Annotated in this window: 14 protein-coding genes; 9 read left to right on the forward strand and 5 right to left on the reverse strand. The window is 55.9% G+C overall.

What is annotated here, in order from left to right; all coding sequences use genetic code 11:
- The first annotated feature begins 19 nt into the window (after nt 1–19).
- From Q1L34_RS03565 to argE, 3 genes are read left to right on the forward strand one after another with little or no spacing between them, the layout of a single operon-like run.
- Nucleotides 20–442, forward strand: coding sequence for a RidA family protein (locus Q1L34_RS03565; RefSeq protein ID WP_004867660.1), 423 nt, complete (start codon nt 20–22; stop codon nt 440–442).
- A 9-nt stretch (nt 443–451) separates the two neighbouring features.
- Nucleotides 452–1,126, forward strand: a complete 675-nt coding sequence (locus Q1L34_RS03570) for a DUF1028 domain-containing protein (RefSeq protein WP_004867657.1) — start codon at nt 452–454, stop codon at nt 1,124–1,126.
- Nucleotides 1,119–2,270 carry an acetylornithine deacetylase gene (argE, locus tag Q1L34_RS03575; protein ID WP_004867651.1) on the forward strand — a complete coding sequence of 384 codons (1,152 nt, stop codon included), beginning with the start codon at nt 1,119–1,121 and terminating at the stop codon, nt 2,268–2,270. The genes Q1L34_RS03570 and argE overlap by 8 nt, the downstream gene beginning before the upstream one ends.
- Nucleotides 2,271–2,451: 181 nt before the next feature.
- On the opposite strand, the gene Q1L34_RS03580 is transcribed toward argE, so the two are convergent.
- Nucleotides 2,452–3,855 (reverse strand): purine-cytosine permease family protein, encoded by a 1,404-nt coding sequence (locus Q1L34_RS03580; RefSeq protein ID WP_004867649.1) that lies wholly within the window; start codon nt 3,853–3,855, stop codon nt 2,452–2,454.
- Between the two features lie 677 nt (nt 3,856–4,532).
- Nucleotides 4,533–5,135, reverse strand: coding sequence for a short chain dehydrogenase (locus Q1L34_RS03585; RefSeq protein ID WP_044349558.1), 603 nt, complete (start codon nt 5,133–5,135; stop codon nt 4,533–4,535).
- A gap of 99 nt (nt 5,136–5,234) precedes the next feature.
- Between Q1L34_RS03585 and Q1L34_RS03590 the strand changes: the two genes are divergently transcribed.
- Nucleotides 5,235–6,125, forward strand: a complete 891-nt coding sequence (locus Q1L34_RS03590) for a LysR family transcriptional regulator (protein ID WP_048023358.1) — start codon at nt 5,235–5,237, stop codon at nt 6,123–6,125.
- Nucleotides 6,126–6,341: 216 nt separating this feature from the next.
- Here the strand turns inward: Q1L34_RS03590 and Q1L34_RS03595 are convergent, their stop codons facing one another.
- Nucleotides 6,342–7,487 (reverse strand): trans-sulfuration enzyme family protein, encoded by a 1,146-nt coding sequence (locus Q1L34_RS03595; protein WP_015585718.1) that lies wholly within the window; start codon nt 7,485–7,487, stop codon nt 6,342–6,344.
- A 9-nt stretch (nt 7,488–7,496) separates the two neighbouring features.
- Nucleotides 7,497–8,873, reverse strand: a complete 1,377-nt coding sequence (locus Q1L34_RS03600) for a pyridoxal-phosphate dependent enzyme (RefSeq protein WP_160873388.1) — start codon at nt 8,871–8,873, stop codon at nt 7,497–7,499.
- Between the two features lie 539 nt (nt 8,874–9,412).
- Here Q1L34_RS03600 and Q1L34_RS03605 point away from each other — a divergent pair.
- From Q1L34_RS03605 to Q1L34_RS03615, 3 genes are read left to right on the forward strand one after another with little or no spacing between them, the layout of a single operon-like run.
- On the forward strand, nt 9,413–10,069 hold the full coding sequence (locus Q1L34_RS03605; protein ID WP_004867630.1) for an amino acid ABC transporter permease: 657 nt from the start codon (nt 9,413–9,415) through the stop codon (nt 10,067–10,069).
- Entirely contained in the window at nt 10,047–10,814 is a 768-nt protein-coding gene (locus Q1L34_RS03610; RefSeq protein WP_064356657.1) for an amino acid ABC transporter ATP-binding protein, read from the forward strand. Before Q1L34_RS03605 ends, Q1L34_RS03610 begins: the two co-directional genes overlap by 23 nt.
- A gap of 36 nt (nt 10,815–10,850) precedes the next feature.
- Nucleotides 10,851–11,624, forward strand: coding sequence for an amino acid ABC transporter substrate-binding protein (locus Q1L34_RS03615; protein ID WP_004867623.1), 774 nt, complete (start codon nt 10,851–10,853; stop codon nt 11,622–11,624).
- 9 nt (nt 11,625–11,633) lie between these two features.
- Here the strand turns inward: Q1L34_RS03615 and Q1L34_RS03620 are convergent, their stop codons facing one another.
- A complete protein-coding gene (locus Q1L34_RS03620; RefSeq protein ID WP_004867619.1) occupies nt 11,634–12,494 on the reverse strand; it encodes an AraC family transcriptional regulator in 861 nt (286 codons plus the stop codon).
- Nucleotides 12,495–12,723: 229 nt separating this feature from the next.
- Between Q1L34_RS03620 and Q1L34_RS03625 the strand changes: the two genes are divergently transcribed.
- Together Q1L34_RS03625 and Q1L34_RS03630 are read left to right on the forward strand one after the other, a co-directional pair.
- Nucleotides 12,724–14,562 carry a DUF2264 domain-containing protein gene (locus Q1L34_RS03625; protein WP_015585720.1) on the forward strand — a complete coding sequence of 613 codons (1,839 nt, stop codon included), beginning with the start codon at nt 12,724–12,726 and terminating at the stop codon, nt 14,560–14,562.
- The gene (locus tag Q1L34_RS03630; protein ID WP_044349570.1) at nt 14,559–15,839 is read left to right on the forward strand and encodes an oligosaccharide MFS transporter; all 1,281 of its coding nucleotides are present in this window, start codon (nt 14,559–14,561) and stop codon (nt 15,837–15,839) included. The genes Q1L34_RS03625 and Q1L34_RS03630 overlap by 4 nt, the downstream gene beginning before the upstream one ends.
- Nucleotides 15,840–15,845: the final 6 nt, after the last annotated feature.

Consider the following 15,845-nt stretch of genomic DNA (forward strand, 5'->3'; position numbering starts at 1 on the left):
ACTAAACAGGATAAACAAGATGCCAACGCATACCCGTATTCGCATGTTTAATACCAAAGAGACTTACCCTAATCAGAGCCTGGATAACGATTTATGCCAGGCGGTTCGCGCCGGGAATACCGTCTACGTGCGCGGTCAGGTGGGAACCGATTTTGCCGGTAACCTGGTCGGATTGGGCGACCCGCAGGCTCAGGCCGAGCAGGCGATGAAAAACGTCAAACAGCTGCTGGAAGAGGCCGGAAGCGACCTGTCGCACATCGTGAAAACCACGACCTATATCATTGACCCACGTTATCGTGAGCCGGTGTATCAGGAGGTGGGTAAATGGCTGAAGGGGGTGTTCCCGATCTCCACGGGGCTGGTGATTTCAGCGCTGGCGCAGCCGCAATGGCTGATGGAGATCGATGTGATTGCCGTCATTCCCGATGATTTCGTGAAGTAAGGAGCGACGATGACCTTTTCTATCGCAGCATATTGCCCGGAAAGCGGGCAGTTTGGTATTGCGCTCAGCTCCTCCAGCATTGCCGTCGGCGCCCGCTGTCCCTGGCTACAGGCCGGGGTGGGGGCGGTATCCAGTCAGAACATCACGTTACCGGCGCTGGGTCAGCTGGCGTTAGCGCAACTGGAACAGGGATTCGCGCCGGACATCGCGTTGCGCAGGGCGCTGGCGGAGGACGATTTTAGCCGCTACCGGCAGATCATCGCCATCGACGCCAACGGACAAACCGCCGCCTTCAGCGGCGATAAAACCCTTGGTATTTATCATGTTGCCGAAGGAGAAAACTGCATTGCCGCTGGAAATATGCTGGCCAGCACGGCGGTTATTGAGGCAATGGTGACGGGTTTTCAGCAGAGCGAAGGCGAAATGGCGCTGCGCCTGCTGGCCGCGCTACAGGCCGGTCTGGCCTGCGGCGGTGAGGCCGGCCCGGTTCACTCTGCGGCGGTGAAGGTTGTGGATGACTATTCGTGGCCGCTGGTGGATTTGCGTATTGACTGGAGCGAGGAGGATCCCATTGGCGAGCTGGCCGCGCTCTGGCAGGCCTATGAGCCGCAGATGCAGGCCTATATCACGCGCGCGCTCGACCCGCGGGAGGCCCCCAGTTACGGAGTACCGGGCGATGAATAATGAGGTGAAGTCGATACTGGCAACGCTGCTGGCTTTTGATACCACCAGTCGCGAATCCAATCTCGAGATGATCGATTACATAAACCGCTTTCTGAGCGGTTTTGGCATTGAATGCCGGCTGTTCTACGATGACGACGGCAAAAAAGCCAATCTTTACGCCCGCCTGGGGCCGCCGGGGCCGGGGGGCGTAATGCTCTCCGGCCATACCGATGTGGTTCCGGTTGACGGCCAGCGCTGGACGGTCCCTCCTTTTGCACTCACCCTCCGCGATGGCCTGTGCTACGGGCGCGGCAGCACCGACATGAAGGGCTTTATCGCCTGCGTGCTGGCCTCTGTTCCCGCCTTCCTCGCACAGCCGTTAAGCATGCCTCTGCACCTGGCCTTTTCCTATGATGAGGAGGTGGGATGTCTCGGCGTCCGCAGTCTGGTGAACCATCTTAAAGCCTCAAAGGATAAGCCCGCCCTGTGCATTATCGGTGAGCCGACGGAGATGCGCCCGGTCTACGGCCATAAAGGCAAACTAGCCATGCGCTGCCATATTCACGGTAAGGCCTGCCATTCGGCCTATGCCCCCGATGGCGTGAATGCCATTGAGTATGCGGCGAAGCTGATTACCCGCTTAGGCGTACTGGGTGAAAAGCTGGCGCTCAGGCAGGATGCGCGTTTCGACCCGCCGTACAGTACCGTTCAGGTGGGGCTGATTACGGGCGGCGCGGCGCTCAATATTGTGCCTGAGCGCTGCCAGTTCGATTTTGAAATCCGCCATTTGCCGGATGTGTCGCTCGACGAGACGCTCACCGGGCTGCAGGCGTATGCCAACGATGAACTGGTGCAGGCGATGCGCGCGGTGGCGGCGGAGGCAACGATCCGCTTTCAGCCGCTCAGCCAGTATCCCGGTCTGCTGAGCGATCCGCAGTCGGCCTTTGCCGGTTGGCTGGCGCAATGGGCGGGAAATGATACCTTCTCCACCGTCGCCTTTGGCACGGAAGGTGGGCTGTTTGACGAAGCGGGCGTGGCAACGCTGATTTGTGGGCCGGGAAGTATGGAGCAGGGACACAAGCCGGATGAATTTATTGCTCTGAGCCAGCTGGATCAATGTCTGGCGATGCTGGATAACCTGCGCCACTGGATGGCGGCCTCCTGAATCTTTTGCGCCCGGACCCGGGCGCATTTCCGCAATCCTCTTTTCCCGCATTTTTTCCGTTATCTCTTTTCGCTGCGGCCGTTCTTTATTTCGCCGCGGTCTTTTCCTGTTGCCCGCGGCGGAATAAAAAAAGCTCCGGAACCTGTCCGGAGCTAAATGATGACTGAGGGAATATATTGCTTTAAATTTTCTCTTTCGCAAAGGCCATCTTTTTGACCGTCTTCGCTCTGGAGAGGTAATAATAGACAGGAGAAACGACCAGCAAACCAATAATCCATGATAAATCTGCCCCGCCAAATGACAGTGCAACAGGTCCGGTATAGATCGCCGTCGACATAAACGGCACTTCCACGGCGATTCCCAGTAAATAGCAGAAAATAGCCGTGGCATTAAAATAACCGTAGATTCCGCCATCGCGTTTAAAGAAGGACTCAACCTCATATTCGCCATGGGCGACCAGGTAGTAATCCACCAGATTAATCGCCGTCCACGGCACCAGCACATATAACAGCACGGTAATAAAGTTGGTGTAGATTAATAAAAAGTTTTCCTGACCATAGATCGCCAGCGATATTTCGAGAATCATCGTGAGGATGGCGGTGATTATTCTGGCGCGGGCCATCGGCGACCAGCCATCAATAAAAGTCTGGCCCAGGGTCAAGGTGCAGAGAACCCCGCAGTACAACATCATGGAGTTTGTGGCGGCGATCCCCAGCGCCAGTACCACAATGACTACGGCGCCCATTCCGCCGGTTAGATCGATAATGCCCTGAATAATATCATCATTACTAATACAGACAGCCACCAGCACGCCGAGGACCATCGGCAGGTAGGAGCCTAAAATGCAGCCAAAATAGCTGGCATAAAAAACGCTTTTATCGTTGGTGCTGTAGGGCATATAGCGTGAATAGTCAGAGACATAGGGGGCATAGGCCAGCTGCCACAGCGCCGCAATGGATACCGCGCCGAGGAAGCCAACCTTGTTGAAGCCGCCGCGATCGAGGAAATCGACCGGCAGGCCGTGCACAAACACGATCCACAGAAATGTGGCAGCCAGCACAATACCGGAAATCCACGACATAATTCTGGCGTAGGAGTGGATGATTTTATAGCCAAAGATGGTGGCGAATAAACTGAGTGCCCCGACGACAATAATCCCGACGTCGGAGTTCATCGGCTTATAGATAGCGTGCATTGACTGCCCGCCTAATACCAGGCTGGAGGCAGTAAATCCGATATACATTAATACCACGATCGATACTACCAGTACCGAGCCGTAGGAGCCAAACTGCCCCTTAGTTTGCACCATTTGCGGCACGCCGAGCCTCGGGCCCTGCGCCGAATGCAATGCCATAAAAAGACCGCCAACCAGGCTGCCGATAAGCAGGGCAATAACGGACCAGAAAAAAGAAAGGTGGAAAATGGTCACCGACATGGCACCGGTGATCACGGTTAATAACATGATATTCGAGCCGAACCAAATGGTAAAAAGATCGCCGGGTTTACCGTGCCGCATATTAAGAGGAATAGGTCTTATAGTATTACTTTCGAGGTTTTCAACGTGAACGGATTGAGGTTTAGTCATGGTGCTCTCTCATCACTGTAGGGCTAAATCAGCGTTAGATGGATATTCCAATGAGGAGTACAGCTAATCTACTCATCATAACATTTCGTTTACTATTGTCACAATCTCGTATCATTTTGGAAATTATTAAAAATGTCGAACGTCGATATAAAAAAAATGCTTTACCTGCATCCGCCATCCTGAATCAACGCGCTGAATAAACCGTCAAATCTATTTTTTAGCGATTTATGCTGCTTTAATTGGGATTTAATAATTAACCCGCTGGAAGGCTATTTTCAGGCAGATAAAACTCCGTGGCGGTGGCCATTGCCTGGAATGATTGGTTGTACCGTCGAATGAGAAAGGCCTGATAAATATGTGGAAAAGCGGTCGTGCCAATATTAAGCAATGATATTTATACGGGAATACCACTTACACCCTGTAAATCAGTCTGTTACACCACGGTGTGCGATGATTGAGGTGTTGAAAGGATGGCGAAACGGAATATATTGTGCGCAGCACTGCACCATGAAGTGCATTTATCGGGAGTGTGCAGTAGATCAATATTTACAACACGGAGTGTTCTCTTTTCTCTTTATCTTGTCGTGAATGTCGCTGCTGAAAACGGCCGTCATCCCCGGTGTAATAGCCGGGGATGACGGCCTCTGCCCGGGCAGAGGCTGACGGTGCTCTCGCGGTCAGTAGCCGACGGTGTACACCCGGCCGCTCTGTATCCCTTCCACGCTGCGGCGATAGGCCTGGGCAACGGCGGCGGCAGGGACGCTGGTGAAGCCGGGGAAGAAACCGTCATACGCGGCGAGCGACTCCGTTAATACGGTGGGGCTTATCAGGTTGATACGGATCCCGCGCGGTAGTTCGCAGGCGGCGGCGCGGACAAAGCCCTCCAGCCCGGCATTCACCGTTGTGGCGTTGACGCCCTGGGCAATCGGTTCATGGGCCACAATGCCGCTGATAAGCGTAATCGAACCGCCTTCATTGAGGTAATGCTGCCCGGTTAGCGCCAGGCGGATTTGCCCCAGCAGTTTGTCCTGCAGGCCCTGGTTGAAATCCCGGTCCGTCATGGACGCCAGCGGGCCAAAGAACAGATTGCCGGTGGCCGAGACAATCGCATCGACCCGGCCGACAGTTTCAAACAGGGCTTCGACGCTCGGCTGAGAGGTGATATCCACCTGAAGATCGCCCTGAGTGCGACCTACGCGAATGACTTGATGTTGACGGCTCAGTTCTTCGGCGACGGCGCGCCCGACGGTACCGCTGGCACCAATAACGACGATTTTCATGGCTGACTCCTGATCGGTTGTGAGCCTCTATTCTTTAATGAAACAGTTATCGGATAAACTGGCTAAAAGTTAGATGATTACTAACCAGAGGTTTGTAATATGGATAAGCTACGCGGAATGGAGACATTTATTGCCGTGGTGGAGTGCGGCAGTTTTACCGACGCGGCATCGCGGCTGGAGATGTCGGCGGTGATGGTCGGCAAATATATCGCCCTGACGGAGCGAGAGCTGGGCACCCGACTGCTTGAGCGCAACACCCGGCGCCAGAGTCTGACCGATGCCGGGCGCGTCTATTATGAAGAGGCCAAACGGGTACTTGAACAGGTTGCGATTGCCGAAAGCTCGGTCGAACGATTGCGACTGGCGCCGGCCGGGACGCTGCGCATCAGCGCGCCGACCTCTTTTGGCGCCTGCGTGATTGCGCCGCTGACCGCCTCTTTTTTACAGGCGTGGCCGGATGTTCGCATCGAACTGGATCTGACTAACCGGATGGTCGATCTCGTCGATGAGGGCTTCGATCTGGCGATCCGTATTGGTGATATTCACCACACCGATCTGGTGGCGAAATATCTCTGTCCATATCGGATGGTGATTTGCGCCGCGCCCGCTTACCTGGCTCGTCACGGCACGCCAGTCGTACCGGCGGATTTGGTCGATCACCTTTGCCTGTCCCATACGGTGTGGACGGCGCGTAATGAGTGGACATTGCCGGGGGCGCAAGACGCGGTGCGCTGGAAGCGCGATGCGATTCTGCGCTGCAATGATGGTTACGGCCTGCGCATGGCGGCGATAGCCGGCGCCGGGCTGCTGCTCCAGCCTGAGGTCTTACTGAGCGCGGCGCTGGCCAGCGGCAAACTGGTGCGCGTGCTGGAGGCCTATACCCCGCATCCGCGCCCGGTACATTTACTCTGGCGGCAGGATCTTCGCCCGCTGCCGAAGCTGACCCGCTTCGTAGAGCATGTGCTGAAAGAGGGAAAAGGCTATTTATGAACGACGGTTAGCGGGCCGGCTATTTTAAGGTCGTTCGGGCGAACGCTGGCGCACCCGCGTGCGGCCTGCCAGGATTCCGTAGACCCGCGCCACAAAACGTTCCTTCTCCCAAACCACCGTTGACAGACATCGGCATACATCAGGCAAATCCACACTACGCCATGAAAATCTGCTGGCCTGCCGTGACCAGCATGATTCCGGCGGCGGATTTCTTGTTCAGTCACGCAATGCGTGCTGCCAGTCGGCGATCAGATCCTGCGGATCTTCAATCCCGACGGAGAGACGGATCAACTGAGGCGTGATGCCATTGGCCAGCCGTTGTTCCAGCGGAATTGAAGCATGGGTCATGCTGAACGGTTGGCTGACCAGGCTCTCCACGCCCCCCAGACTCTCTGCCAGAGTAAACAGCTTCAACCTGCTGATGACCTGCTGCGCATAGATATCATCGCCTTTCACCACCACTGAAATCATCCCGCCCGGCAGCGCCATCTGCCGGCGCGCCAGCTGATGATGGGGATGCGATGCCAGCCACGGGAACCAGACTTTTTCCACCTGCGGCTGCTGTTCAAGCCATTCGGCGAGGGCCAGCGCATTGCTGCTGTGACGTTCCATACGCAGCGCGAGAGTCCGGATACCGCGAAGCGTCAGGAAGCTGCTGAACGGGTCAAGTACGCCGCCCAGCGCATTTTGCAGATAGCCCAGCTTCTCCGCCAGTTCGCGATTGTCACCGACGACCGCCAGCCCGGCGACAACGTCGGAGTGGCCGTTCAGGTATTTGGTCGCCGAATGGACCACGATATCGAAGCCCAGCTCAAGGGGGCGGTGGATGACCGGCGAAGCAAAGGTGTTATCGGTGACGCTGATAATATTGTGCCGACGGGCAATCGCCGCGATAGCGCTGAGATCCGCCAGCTTCAGCAGCGGGTTGGTCGGGGTTTCAACCCAGATCATGCGTGTATCCGGCTGGATAGCGGCTTCAAGAGCGACCAGATCGTCGGGTTTGACCCAGCTTACCCGCAGCCCCGCGCTGTGACGGCGGACGTTCTCAAGCAGGCGCCAGGTCCCGCCGTAGACATCATCGACGGCCACCAGATGGCTGTCTTTATCCAGCAGCTCAAGGACGGTGGAAATCGCCGCCAGCCCTGAAGCAAACGCGTAGCCGCGGCTGCCGCTCTCCAGCTCGGCAATCGCCGTCTCCAGCGCGTGGCGGGTCGGGTTGCCGCTGCGTGAATACTCATAGCCGGTATGCTGCCCCGGCGCGGGTTGGGCAAAGGTGGAGGTGGCGTAAATCGGCGGCATAACGGCGCCGTGCCCATCGTTAAAGACGCCGCTGTGTACGCTCAATGTATGTAAATTTTTCATCTTTCATCCTTAGTGTTCAAGTCGGTTGCGCCAGGTCGTCAGCACATCGCTGCGGGTGATGAGACCCAAAAAGCGTTCGTTGTCAGCGATAACGGCCACCAGGCCGCGATCGAAAATGGCTTTCAGTGCGCTTTCCGGCGCGTGTCTATCCAGCGTTTCTACGTTGCGGGTCATCGCCTCGCCAACGGGCAGTGAAAAGCGTCGGCTGTCGCCCTTGACGTGGCTGATCAGATCCCACTCATCGACGATGCCGACGACGCGGCCGTTTTCCAGCACCGGCAGCTGCGAAATGTCATACAGACGCATGCGCGCGAGAATGGCGGCGAGGGTGTCGTCCGGAGCGGCGGTAACGGTAGCCCCTTCATCGTGGCGTAGGGCGATAAAATCGGTTAAATCGCCGCGGGTCGGCCGGCTCAGTAGGCCCTGCTGACGCATCCAGTCGTCGTTAAACATTTTGGAGAGGTATTTGTTGCCGCTGTCGCAGGCGAAGGTGACCACGCGTTTAGCACTGGTCTGCGCCCGGCAATAGCGCAGCGCGGCGCTCAGTAAGGTGCCCGTTGACGAACCGGCAAGCACCCCCTCGGTTTGTAAAAGCTGTCTGGCGGTGGCGAACGCTTCGCCATCGCTGATGCGATAGGCCGTTCGGACGCCATCCAGATGGGCCAACGGCGGGATAAAATCTTCGCCAATCCCTTCGACCAGCCAGGAGCCTGTTTCACCGTAGCGCCCGGTTTCAACCTGGTCGGCAAGGATCGAGCCCGCCGGGTCAGCAAGAATAAATTGGGTTTTTGGTGAATGTCTGGCAAACCAGGCCTGCAGGCCGCCGAGGGTTCCCCCGGAGCCGACGCCGACGACGATGGCGTCGATATCGCCGTCCAGCTGATCGTATATTTCGGGCGCGGTAGTGGTGGCGTGCGCCAGCGGGTTGGCTTCGTTATTGAACTGGTCAATATAGAACGCGCCCGGGGTTTCCTCCGCCAGGCGGCGCGCATAATCCTGATAATAGGCGGGGTGGCCCTTATTCACATCCGAGCGGGTGAGGAGCACTTTGGCTCCCAGGGCGCGGAGATGGAAAATTTTCTCCCGGCTCATTTTGTCGGGAACCACCAGCGTCAGGGCGTAATTTTTTTGTGCGGCGATAAGCGCCAGTCCCAGACCGGTGTTACCCGCCGTCGCTTCAATAATGGTACCGCCGGGTTTTAATTTACCCAGCCGTTCCGCCTCGTTGATCATCGACAGCGCGACGCGGTCTTTGATCGACCCGCCGGGGTTCTGGTTTTCCAGCTTTAAAAACAGGCTGCAGGGGCCGGTATCCAGCTTATGCAGTTGAAGCAGGGGAGTGTGCCCAATAAGGTCACTAATGGAGTGAAAGACTGACATAACTATTTGCCCATTCGTATCGAGATATTTGAATGGTAGGTCTGCAAAATTGGTATTTTAAAGAATATTTGTCCGGCATTAAGAGCGAAATGGAATATAAGATGCTTTTTAGCCGTCCGGAGGGAAAGCCTGTTAGCCGCCTGGGTGTGTTGATTTCCAGATAAGGCCTTTTTTGCCGTATTTTTCACCGAATTATCGCTTTTCCGGCGGCGCTTATCTTTATTTCGGCAAAGGGTTGTCGAAAATATTCCATAGGCTGACAGGCATTGTTATGGCTGGTTAATATTATTTTCGCCAGCTGCGCTAATTCACCGGCAGCATCAGCGACGTGCCGCAGCTGCGGCAGCAAGAAGTCGCGGTCGGGCCGCGCAAAGCACAAAGTCGGCTATTTAATGCCGGTATTGATACATGCTGAGGCGATGTTCTGCATGATAAGCTCTTTTAATAAGCTGCTCCCCGGAAAGGGCAGTAATAAAAAGTGCTGGTTTGCAAAAAGGTGATATGTGCCGGAATTTATTTCATTAGCAATAAGCTCGTTTTGGCCGATGCTCTATGCCGGGCTGGTTTTTACTATCCCCATTACGTTAATTTCATTTTCCCTCGGTCTGCTGCTGGGGTTTATCGTCGCGTTGATTCGTTTATATGGCCCGGCGCCGTTGAAAAGCGTGGTGCGTTTTTATGTCTGGATTATCCGCGGCACGCCTTTGCTGGTGCAGCTGTTTCTGATTTTTTACGCCCTGCCCAGCGTCGGGATCACCCTTGATGCCTTTCCGGCCGCGGTTATCGGCTTTACCCTGAACGTCGGCGCCTTTACCTCGGAGGTGATCAGGGCGACGCTGCTGTCGGTCGCCAAAGGGCAGTGGGAGGCCGCGCATTCTATTGGCATGAGCTGGGGGCAATCGCTGCGTTATATTATTCTGCCGCAGGCGGCGAGAGTGGCGGTGCCGCCGCTGTCGAACACCTTTATTTCCTTAGTTAAGGATACCTCGCTGGCCTCGGTAATTACCGTGCCGGAGCTGTTTTTAGCCGCCCAGCGTATTGCCGCTGTCACCTATCAGCCGCTGATTCTGTATAGCGAAGCGGCTCTGCTCTATTTATTAATTAGTTCGGTCTTATCATATTTACAGTCCCGGCTGGAATTACGTTTAGAAAGAAATACGCTGGTAAAGGAAGAGCATCATGATAACGCTGTCCGGACTTGAAAAGAGTTTCTCCCGCCAGAAGGTGCTGCATGATATTTCACTAACGATTCCTGAGGGCAGCGTGACGGCGCTGATTGGCCCATCGGGCAGCGGCAAAAGTACATTATTACGCTGCATTAATTTACTGGAAATCGCGCAGGCCGGGAAATTAACGATTGGTCATGAGGAGATTATTTTTTCTCCCGCCGCGGCGCCAAAAAGAAAAGACGTTCGGCGTATTTGCCAGCAAACCGGCATGGTCTTTCAGAACTTCCAGTTATTTCCGCATCTGTCGGTGCTGGAAAATATTATGCAGGGGCTGGTGGTGGTGCAGAAATGGCCCCGTGAGCGGGCGAGGGCGCGGGCGGAAGCGCTGCTGGCCAAAGTCGGGCTGGCGCACAAACGTCATGCCTGGCCGGCGATGCTCTCCGGCGGCCAGCAGCAGCGGGTCGCCATTGCCCGGGCGATGGCCCCCTCGCCGAAAGTGCTGCTTTGCGATGAACCGACCTCGGCGCTGGATCCTGAGCTATCCCAGGAAGTGATTGCCGTTTTGCGCCAGCTGGCGCAGGAGGGAACGACGATGCTGATGGCGACCCACGATCTTCGGCTGGCGGCAAATATTGCCAGCCAGGTGGTGTTCCTCGAATCCGGCCAGATTGTGGAGAGCGGGACTTCGCGGGACATTTTTACCCGGGCAAAGAAAACGCGTACGCAGCTTTTTATTTCCACGCTGACCGAGACGTTTCCCGATTCCTGGGAAATTTAAAAAAATAATCCGGCAATTCAGATAAAGGAGTGAATGATGAAAGTATTGATGAGCGCATTGCTGGCTACCGCCATTCAGCTGAGCGTGACGCACGCGGCCTGTGCCGGGGAAAACCTGGCGCAGATAAAATCAGCGGGGGTATTTAAAGTGGGTACCGAAGGGACCTTCCCGCCTTTTACCTATCATGATACCTCCGGCAAGCTGGTGGGGTTTGATGTCGACATCGCGCGTGAAATTGCCCGCCGGATTGGCGTGAAAGCGGAGTTTGTCGAGGGCAAGTGGGACGGTCTGGTGGCCGGGCTGGACGCTCACCGCTACGACGCAGTGATTAATCAGGTCTCGATCACCCCGGAGCGTCAGGCGAAATATGATTTTTCGGTCCCCTATATCACCCCGAAAGCGGTACTCATCGTGAATAACAATAATCAGGATATTCACACCTTTGCAGATTTGAAGGGCAAAAAGTCCGCCCATACGTTAACCAGCAACTACGCGCAAATTGCCCGTGAAAATGGCGCGGAGGTCGTGGGAACGGATGGCTTTGATCAGTCAATCGCCCTGGTGTCACAGGGGCGCGCGGATGCGACCATCAACAGCAACCTCTCGTTCCTCGATTTCAAGAAACACAAGCCCGACGCGCCGGTGAAAATCGTGGCGGAAAGAACCGATGCCGAACAGGAGGCGGTGCTAATCCGCAAAGGGGAACCGGAGTTGCGCCAGGCGATCGATGCCGCCATCGCCGATATTCGCGCCGACGGCAGCTACCAGCGAATTTCCAGCCAGTATTTCGGCGCGGACGTCTCGAAGTAGCCCCGCGGGCTACGTGAGCACGCTGTTTCTGGCCAGACTCGCCTTGCGGTACTGCAGCGGCGTCTGGCCCATCATCTTCCTGAAGCAGGTAATAAAGTAGGTGACTTCGCTAAACCCGACTTCGGCCGCAATCTCATCAATACTGACGGTGGTGTTACGCAGGAGATCGCAACTGCGCTTTATTCGGCGCGTCAGCAGATACTCGTGGATGCTGCCGCCCGTTTGCTGGCGGAATATGCGCGAGGTGTAGCTGCGCGACAGGCCCAGCGCCTGGGCGAGTTCATCGAGCGAAAATTTGTGGGCGTAGTGAGCCTCCACCCAGCTCATAATCCGCGACGCGACCGTCTGCTGCCGGGGAATACATGGCTCGGGCAGCGCGGGGAGAAAACCCATTATCTGCATCACCAGAAAGGCAACCTCGCTGGTGGCGATCTGCCCGCCGTGATACAGCCCGTCAAATTGCGTCAGAATTCTCTCCATGAAAGGGCCGTGTTCGCTGAGGTCGTAAATTTGTGCCGGCGCATTGCTGGCGGCAAGCGCGGCAAACTGGGCCTGATGGCGCGCAAACCCCCGCATAATGCTTTCAACCACCGACTGTTCAATATGCATCGTGGTGCGGTGGTAGGGATTTTTCTCGCTGTGGTCGACCTGGACTTTGTGCAGGCGAAACGGTGGAAAAATAAACATGCGTCCCGGGCGAGCGGTGTAGTGCTGGTTATCTACCACCACAATGCCATAGCCGCTGGAGATATAGAGGAATTCCACGCACTGGTGCCAGTGATAGTAAGACGCGCTGGTTGAGCGCAAGCGGTTAAAAGAGATCGCCCGGCTATCGAGTGTGATGCGTTCCAGTCGCTGCGGTTCACTCATTTTTCCTCCAGGACAATAGATTTAAATTTTTACGCCATCATTTGCAATTTATCCCCCCGTCTGCGTGAAATATCCAGCCAAAATGAAATGGCGGTTTAATTTTGTGATTGTGCTCACTTAGCCGCACAAATAAAAGCGACTATTCTTCCTCCTGTTGACGTATAAACAATTTTATAAAATCGAAATAACAATAACTTATCTAATTCTCGTGTCATGACGGGAGGACCTTTTGCAACCTGAAAATATTCATCTGACCAACCCTTTAAGAACCCGCAACGACCTCCGGCAGCTGGTTAATGAGCTGCTGAATGCCGTGTCGCCCAATTTTAAAAATGATGCCAGCCGTGTCGATCTGGCGAATTTCACCGCCCATTACGGGCAACAGGTGGCGAGTATGGAAACCTTCTCGCGTCTGCTGTGGGGCGTCACGCCGCTGCTGGCCGGCGGCAGCGAGCCGTCACAGTTTTCTTTCTACCTGCAGGCCATTAAAAACGGCACCAACCCGCAGCATGCCGATTACTGGGGAGAAGTGAACCCCTACGATCAGCGCATCGTGGAGATGGCCGCCTATGGTCTGCTGTTAGCGCTGGCGGGCGATCGCGTGCTGGCGCATTTCAACGAGCAGGAGAAAACCCATCTCTGGCGCTGGTTAAAACAGAGTGAAACGCAGGCGATTCCGGACAATAACTGGCACTTCTTTCCCATTCTGGTACAGGTCGGTTTTCATCACGCCGGGATGCCGACTAATCCTCAGGTGCGGGAAGCGCATTTTAGCGCCATGGAGGGCTACTACCTGGGCGACGGCTGGTATTCCGATGGCCCGGACAGGCCGCGGGACTATTACATTTCGATGGGCTTTCACTTCTACGGGCTGATTTACGCGAAGCTGATGGCCGATATCGACCCGCTGCGCTGCGCTGAACTGCGTCATCGGGCGCTGCTGTTTTCCGCAGACTTTATCCATTTTTTTGCCGACGACGGGGCGGCCGTGCCGTTTGGTCGCAGCCTGACCTATCGCTTTGCTCAGGCGGCTTTCTGGAGCGCGGCGGCTTTTGCCGGGCTGGAGGCGTTCTCCCCGGGAGTGATCAAGGGCATCGTCCTGCGCCATCTTCGCTGGTGGCTGAAGCAACCTCTGTTCGATCGTGATGGCGTGCTGAGCGTGGGCTATAGCTACCCGAATCTGATCATGGCGGAGGATTACAATGCGCCGGGTTCTCCCTACTGGGCCCTGAAAACCATGCTGGTTCTGGCGATGGGTGAGGATGATCCCTTCTGGCAGGAGCCGGAGCTTCCGCTGCCAACGATCGCCGCGCAGCACAGCATTAAGCATGCCGACCAGGTGCTGGTGCATCAGACCGATCACCTGTGGATGCTGACCTCCGGCCAGCTTGAGCTGAATAACTTCGTCAATACCGAAGCGAAATACTGCAAGTTTGCCTACTCCACGCGCTACGGATTCACCATTGAGCGCGGGCGCTATGGGTTAAGTCACGCTGCGCCTGACTCCATGCTGCTGCTGTGTGAGAAAGATGATTACTGGCGCGGGCGGCGCGACTGTGACGCGGTGACGACTGCCGATGGCATGATTTATAGCCGCTGGCGGCCGTGGCGCGATGTGGTGATTGCAACCTGGCTTATCGCGATGGGCGACTGGCAGCTGCGCGTACATCGAATCCACACTGCCCGCGCGCTTGATACGGCCGAAGGGGGATTCAGCGTGCCGAACCGCCCCCTGCCTCAGGTGCTGGACGGGGAGGGCGGGTGCCGGATCATCACCCCTGCCGACACGTCGGCCATTCTCTGCCTGAGCCCGCAAAGGCGCTGCGGCGAGGCGATACTGACGCCGCCCAACAGCAATCTGCTGTTTGCCGAACGCGCGGCGGTTCCGGTGTTACGCGGTGATTTAGCACCAGGAACTCATCTGTTGTTAAGCGCGGTCTGGGCGGGGAATCCCGACACCTTTGCACCGCAGGGTTGTCCGCAGGCCTTCATTGGCGATGATGCTGTACGCTTCGTGACGGCACAGGAAGAAAAACATCTCACGCTGTCCCCGGAGAACGTCCTATGACCCCTTCATCCTCTGTGCGTGGCGCACAGTACAAAATGAGCGCCTTTATCTTTCTCTACTTTTTTACCTGGTCCTCCAGCTTTGGCCTCTACGCGCTGTGGCTGAGCCAGAAAGTCGGCCTCGATAGCATCACCATCGGCAGCGTATTCGCCATCAACGGCGTGTTCGCGGTGATCCTGAAGCCGGTCTACGGCTACATCATGGATAAGATCGGTATGAGCAAATGGCTGCTCTATTTTGTCTGTGCCGTGTCGGCCCTGATGGCGCCGTTCTTTGTCTTCGTCTATCAACCCCTGCTGCAAAGCCACACGACGATCGGCATCACCCTTGGCGCGCTCTATTTAAGTCTTGGCTGGTATGCGGGCGTCGCGGCATCGGAATCCTATGCCGATCGTTTTAGCCGGCTGTACGGCCTGGAGTTCGGCCGTATTCGTATGTGGGGATCGCTTGGCTGGGCGATGGCCGCCTCCGTTTCCGGGCTGCTGTTCAACTTCTCGCCGCTGGCTAACTTTCTGCTGAGCAGCAGTACATCGCTCCTGATGCTGCTGGTGTTAATCAGCCTGAAAATTGGCGATGAGCAGCTGCGTAATAACAGCGTGATTTCAGCGAACAAAATCGTTTTTAGCGACGTGATGCAGTTACTGAAAAGCCGCAAATTCTGGATGTTCAGCCTGTATGTCGCCGGTGTCGCATGGATGATGTTTATTGCTGAGCAGCAGTTTCCACGCTACTTCGTCTCCTTTTTTGCCACCAAAGAGCAGGGGAATGCCTGGTATGGCTACCTGAGTACCGTGCAGTCCGGGATGGAGTTCGTGATGATGATGTTCATTCCGCTGTTGGTGAATCACTACGGCGCAAAACGGGGGCTGCTGTTCTGCGGCTGCGTTGTCGGGGCCAGGCTGATCGCTTCGGGCCTGACCAGCGATCCGCTGATCATCTCGATTATTAAACCGTTTTATGGCGTCGAAATCGCGCTGTTGCTGATTTCGGTCTTTAAATACATTGCCGAGCACTTTGATCGCCGAGTCAACGCCACGATGTACCTGCTGGGTTATCAGGCGATGATCTACGTGGGTTCAATTGTGGTGGCGCCGCCGGCGGGCTACCTCTACGACAAAATCGGTTTTGAGCATACCTATCTGCTGATGGGCAGCTGCGCCCTGCTGTTTACCCTTATCTCCGCTTTTACGCTTTCGCGCTGCCGCTCTACATGGGACGCATCGCGACCTTTTTCCCCGGCGCTGGACACCAACCCGGTTGAACCGGCCAAACATTAATTCAGG

This window comes from Klebsiella ornithinolytica (genome assembly GCF_030505655.1).
GTDB classification, from domain to species: domain Bacteria; phylum Pseudomonadota; class Gammaproteobacteria; order Enterobacterales; family Enterobacteriaceae; genus Klebsiella; species Klebsiella ornithinolytica.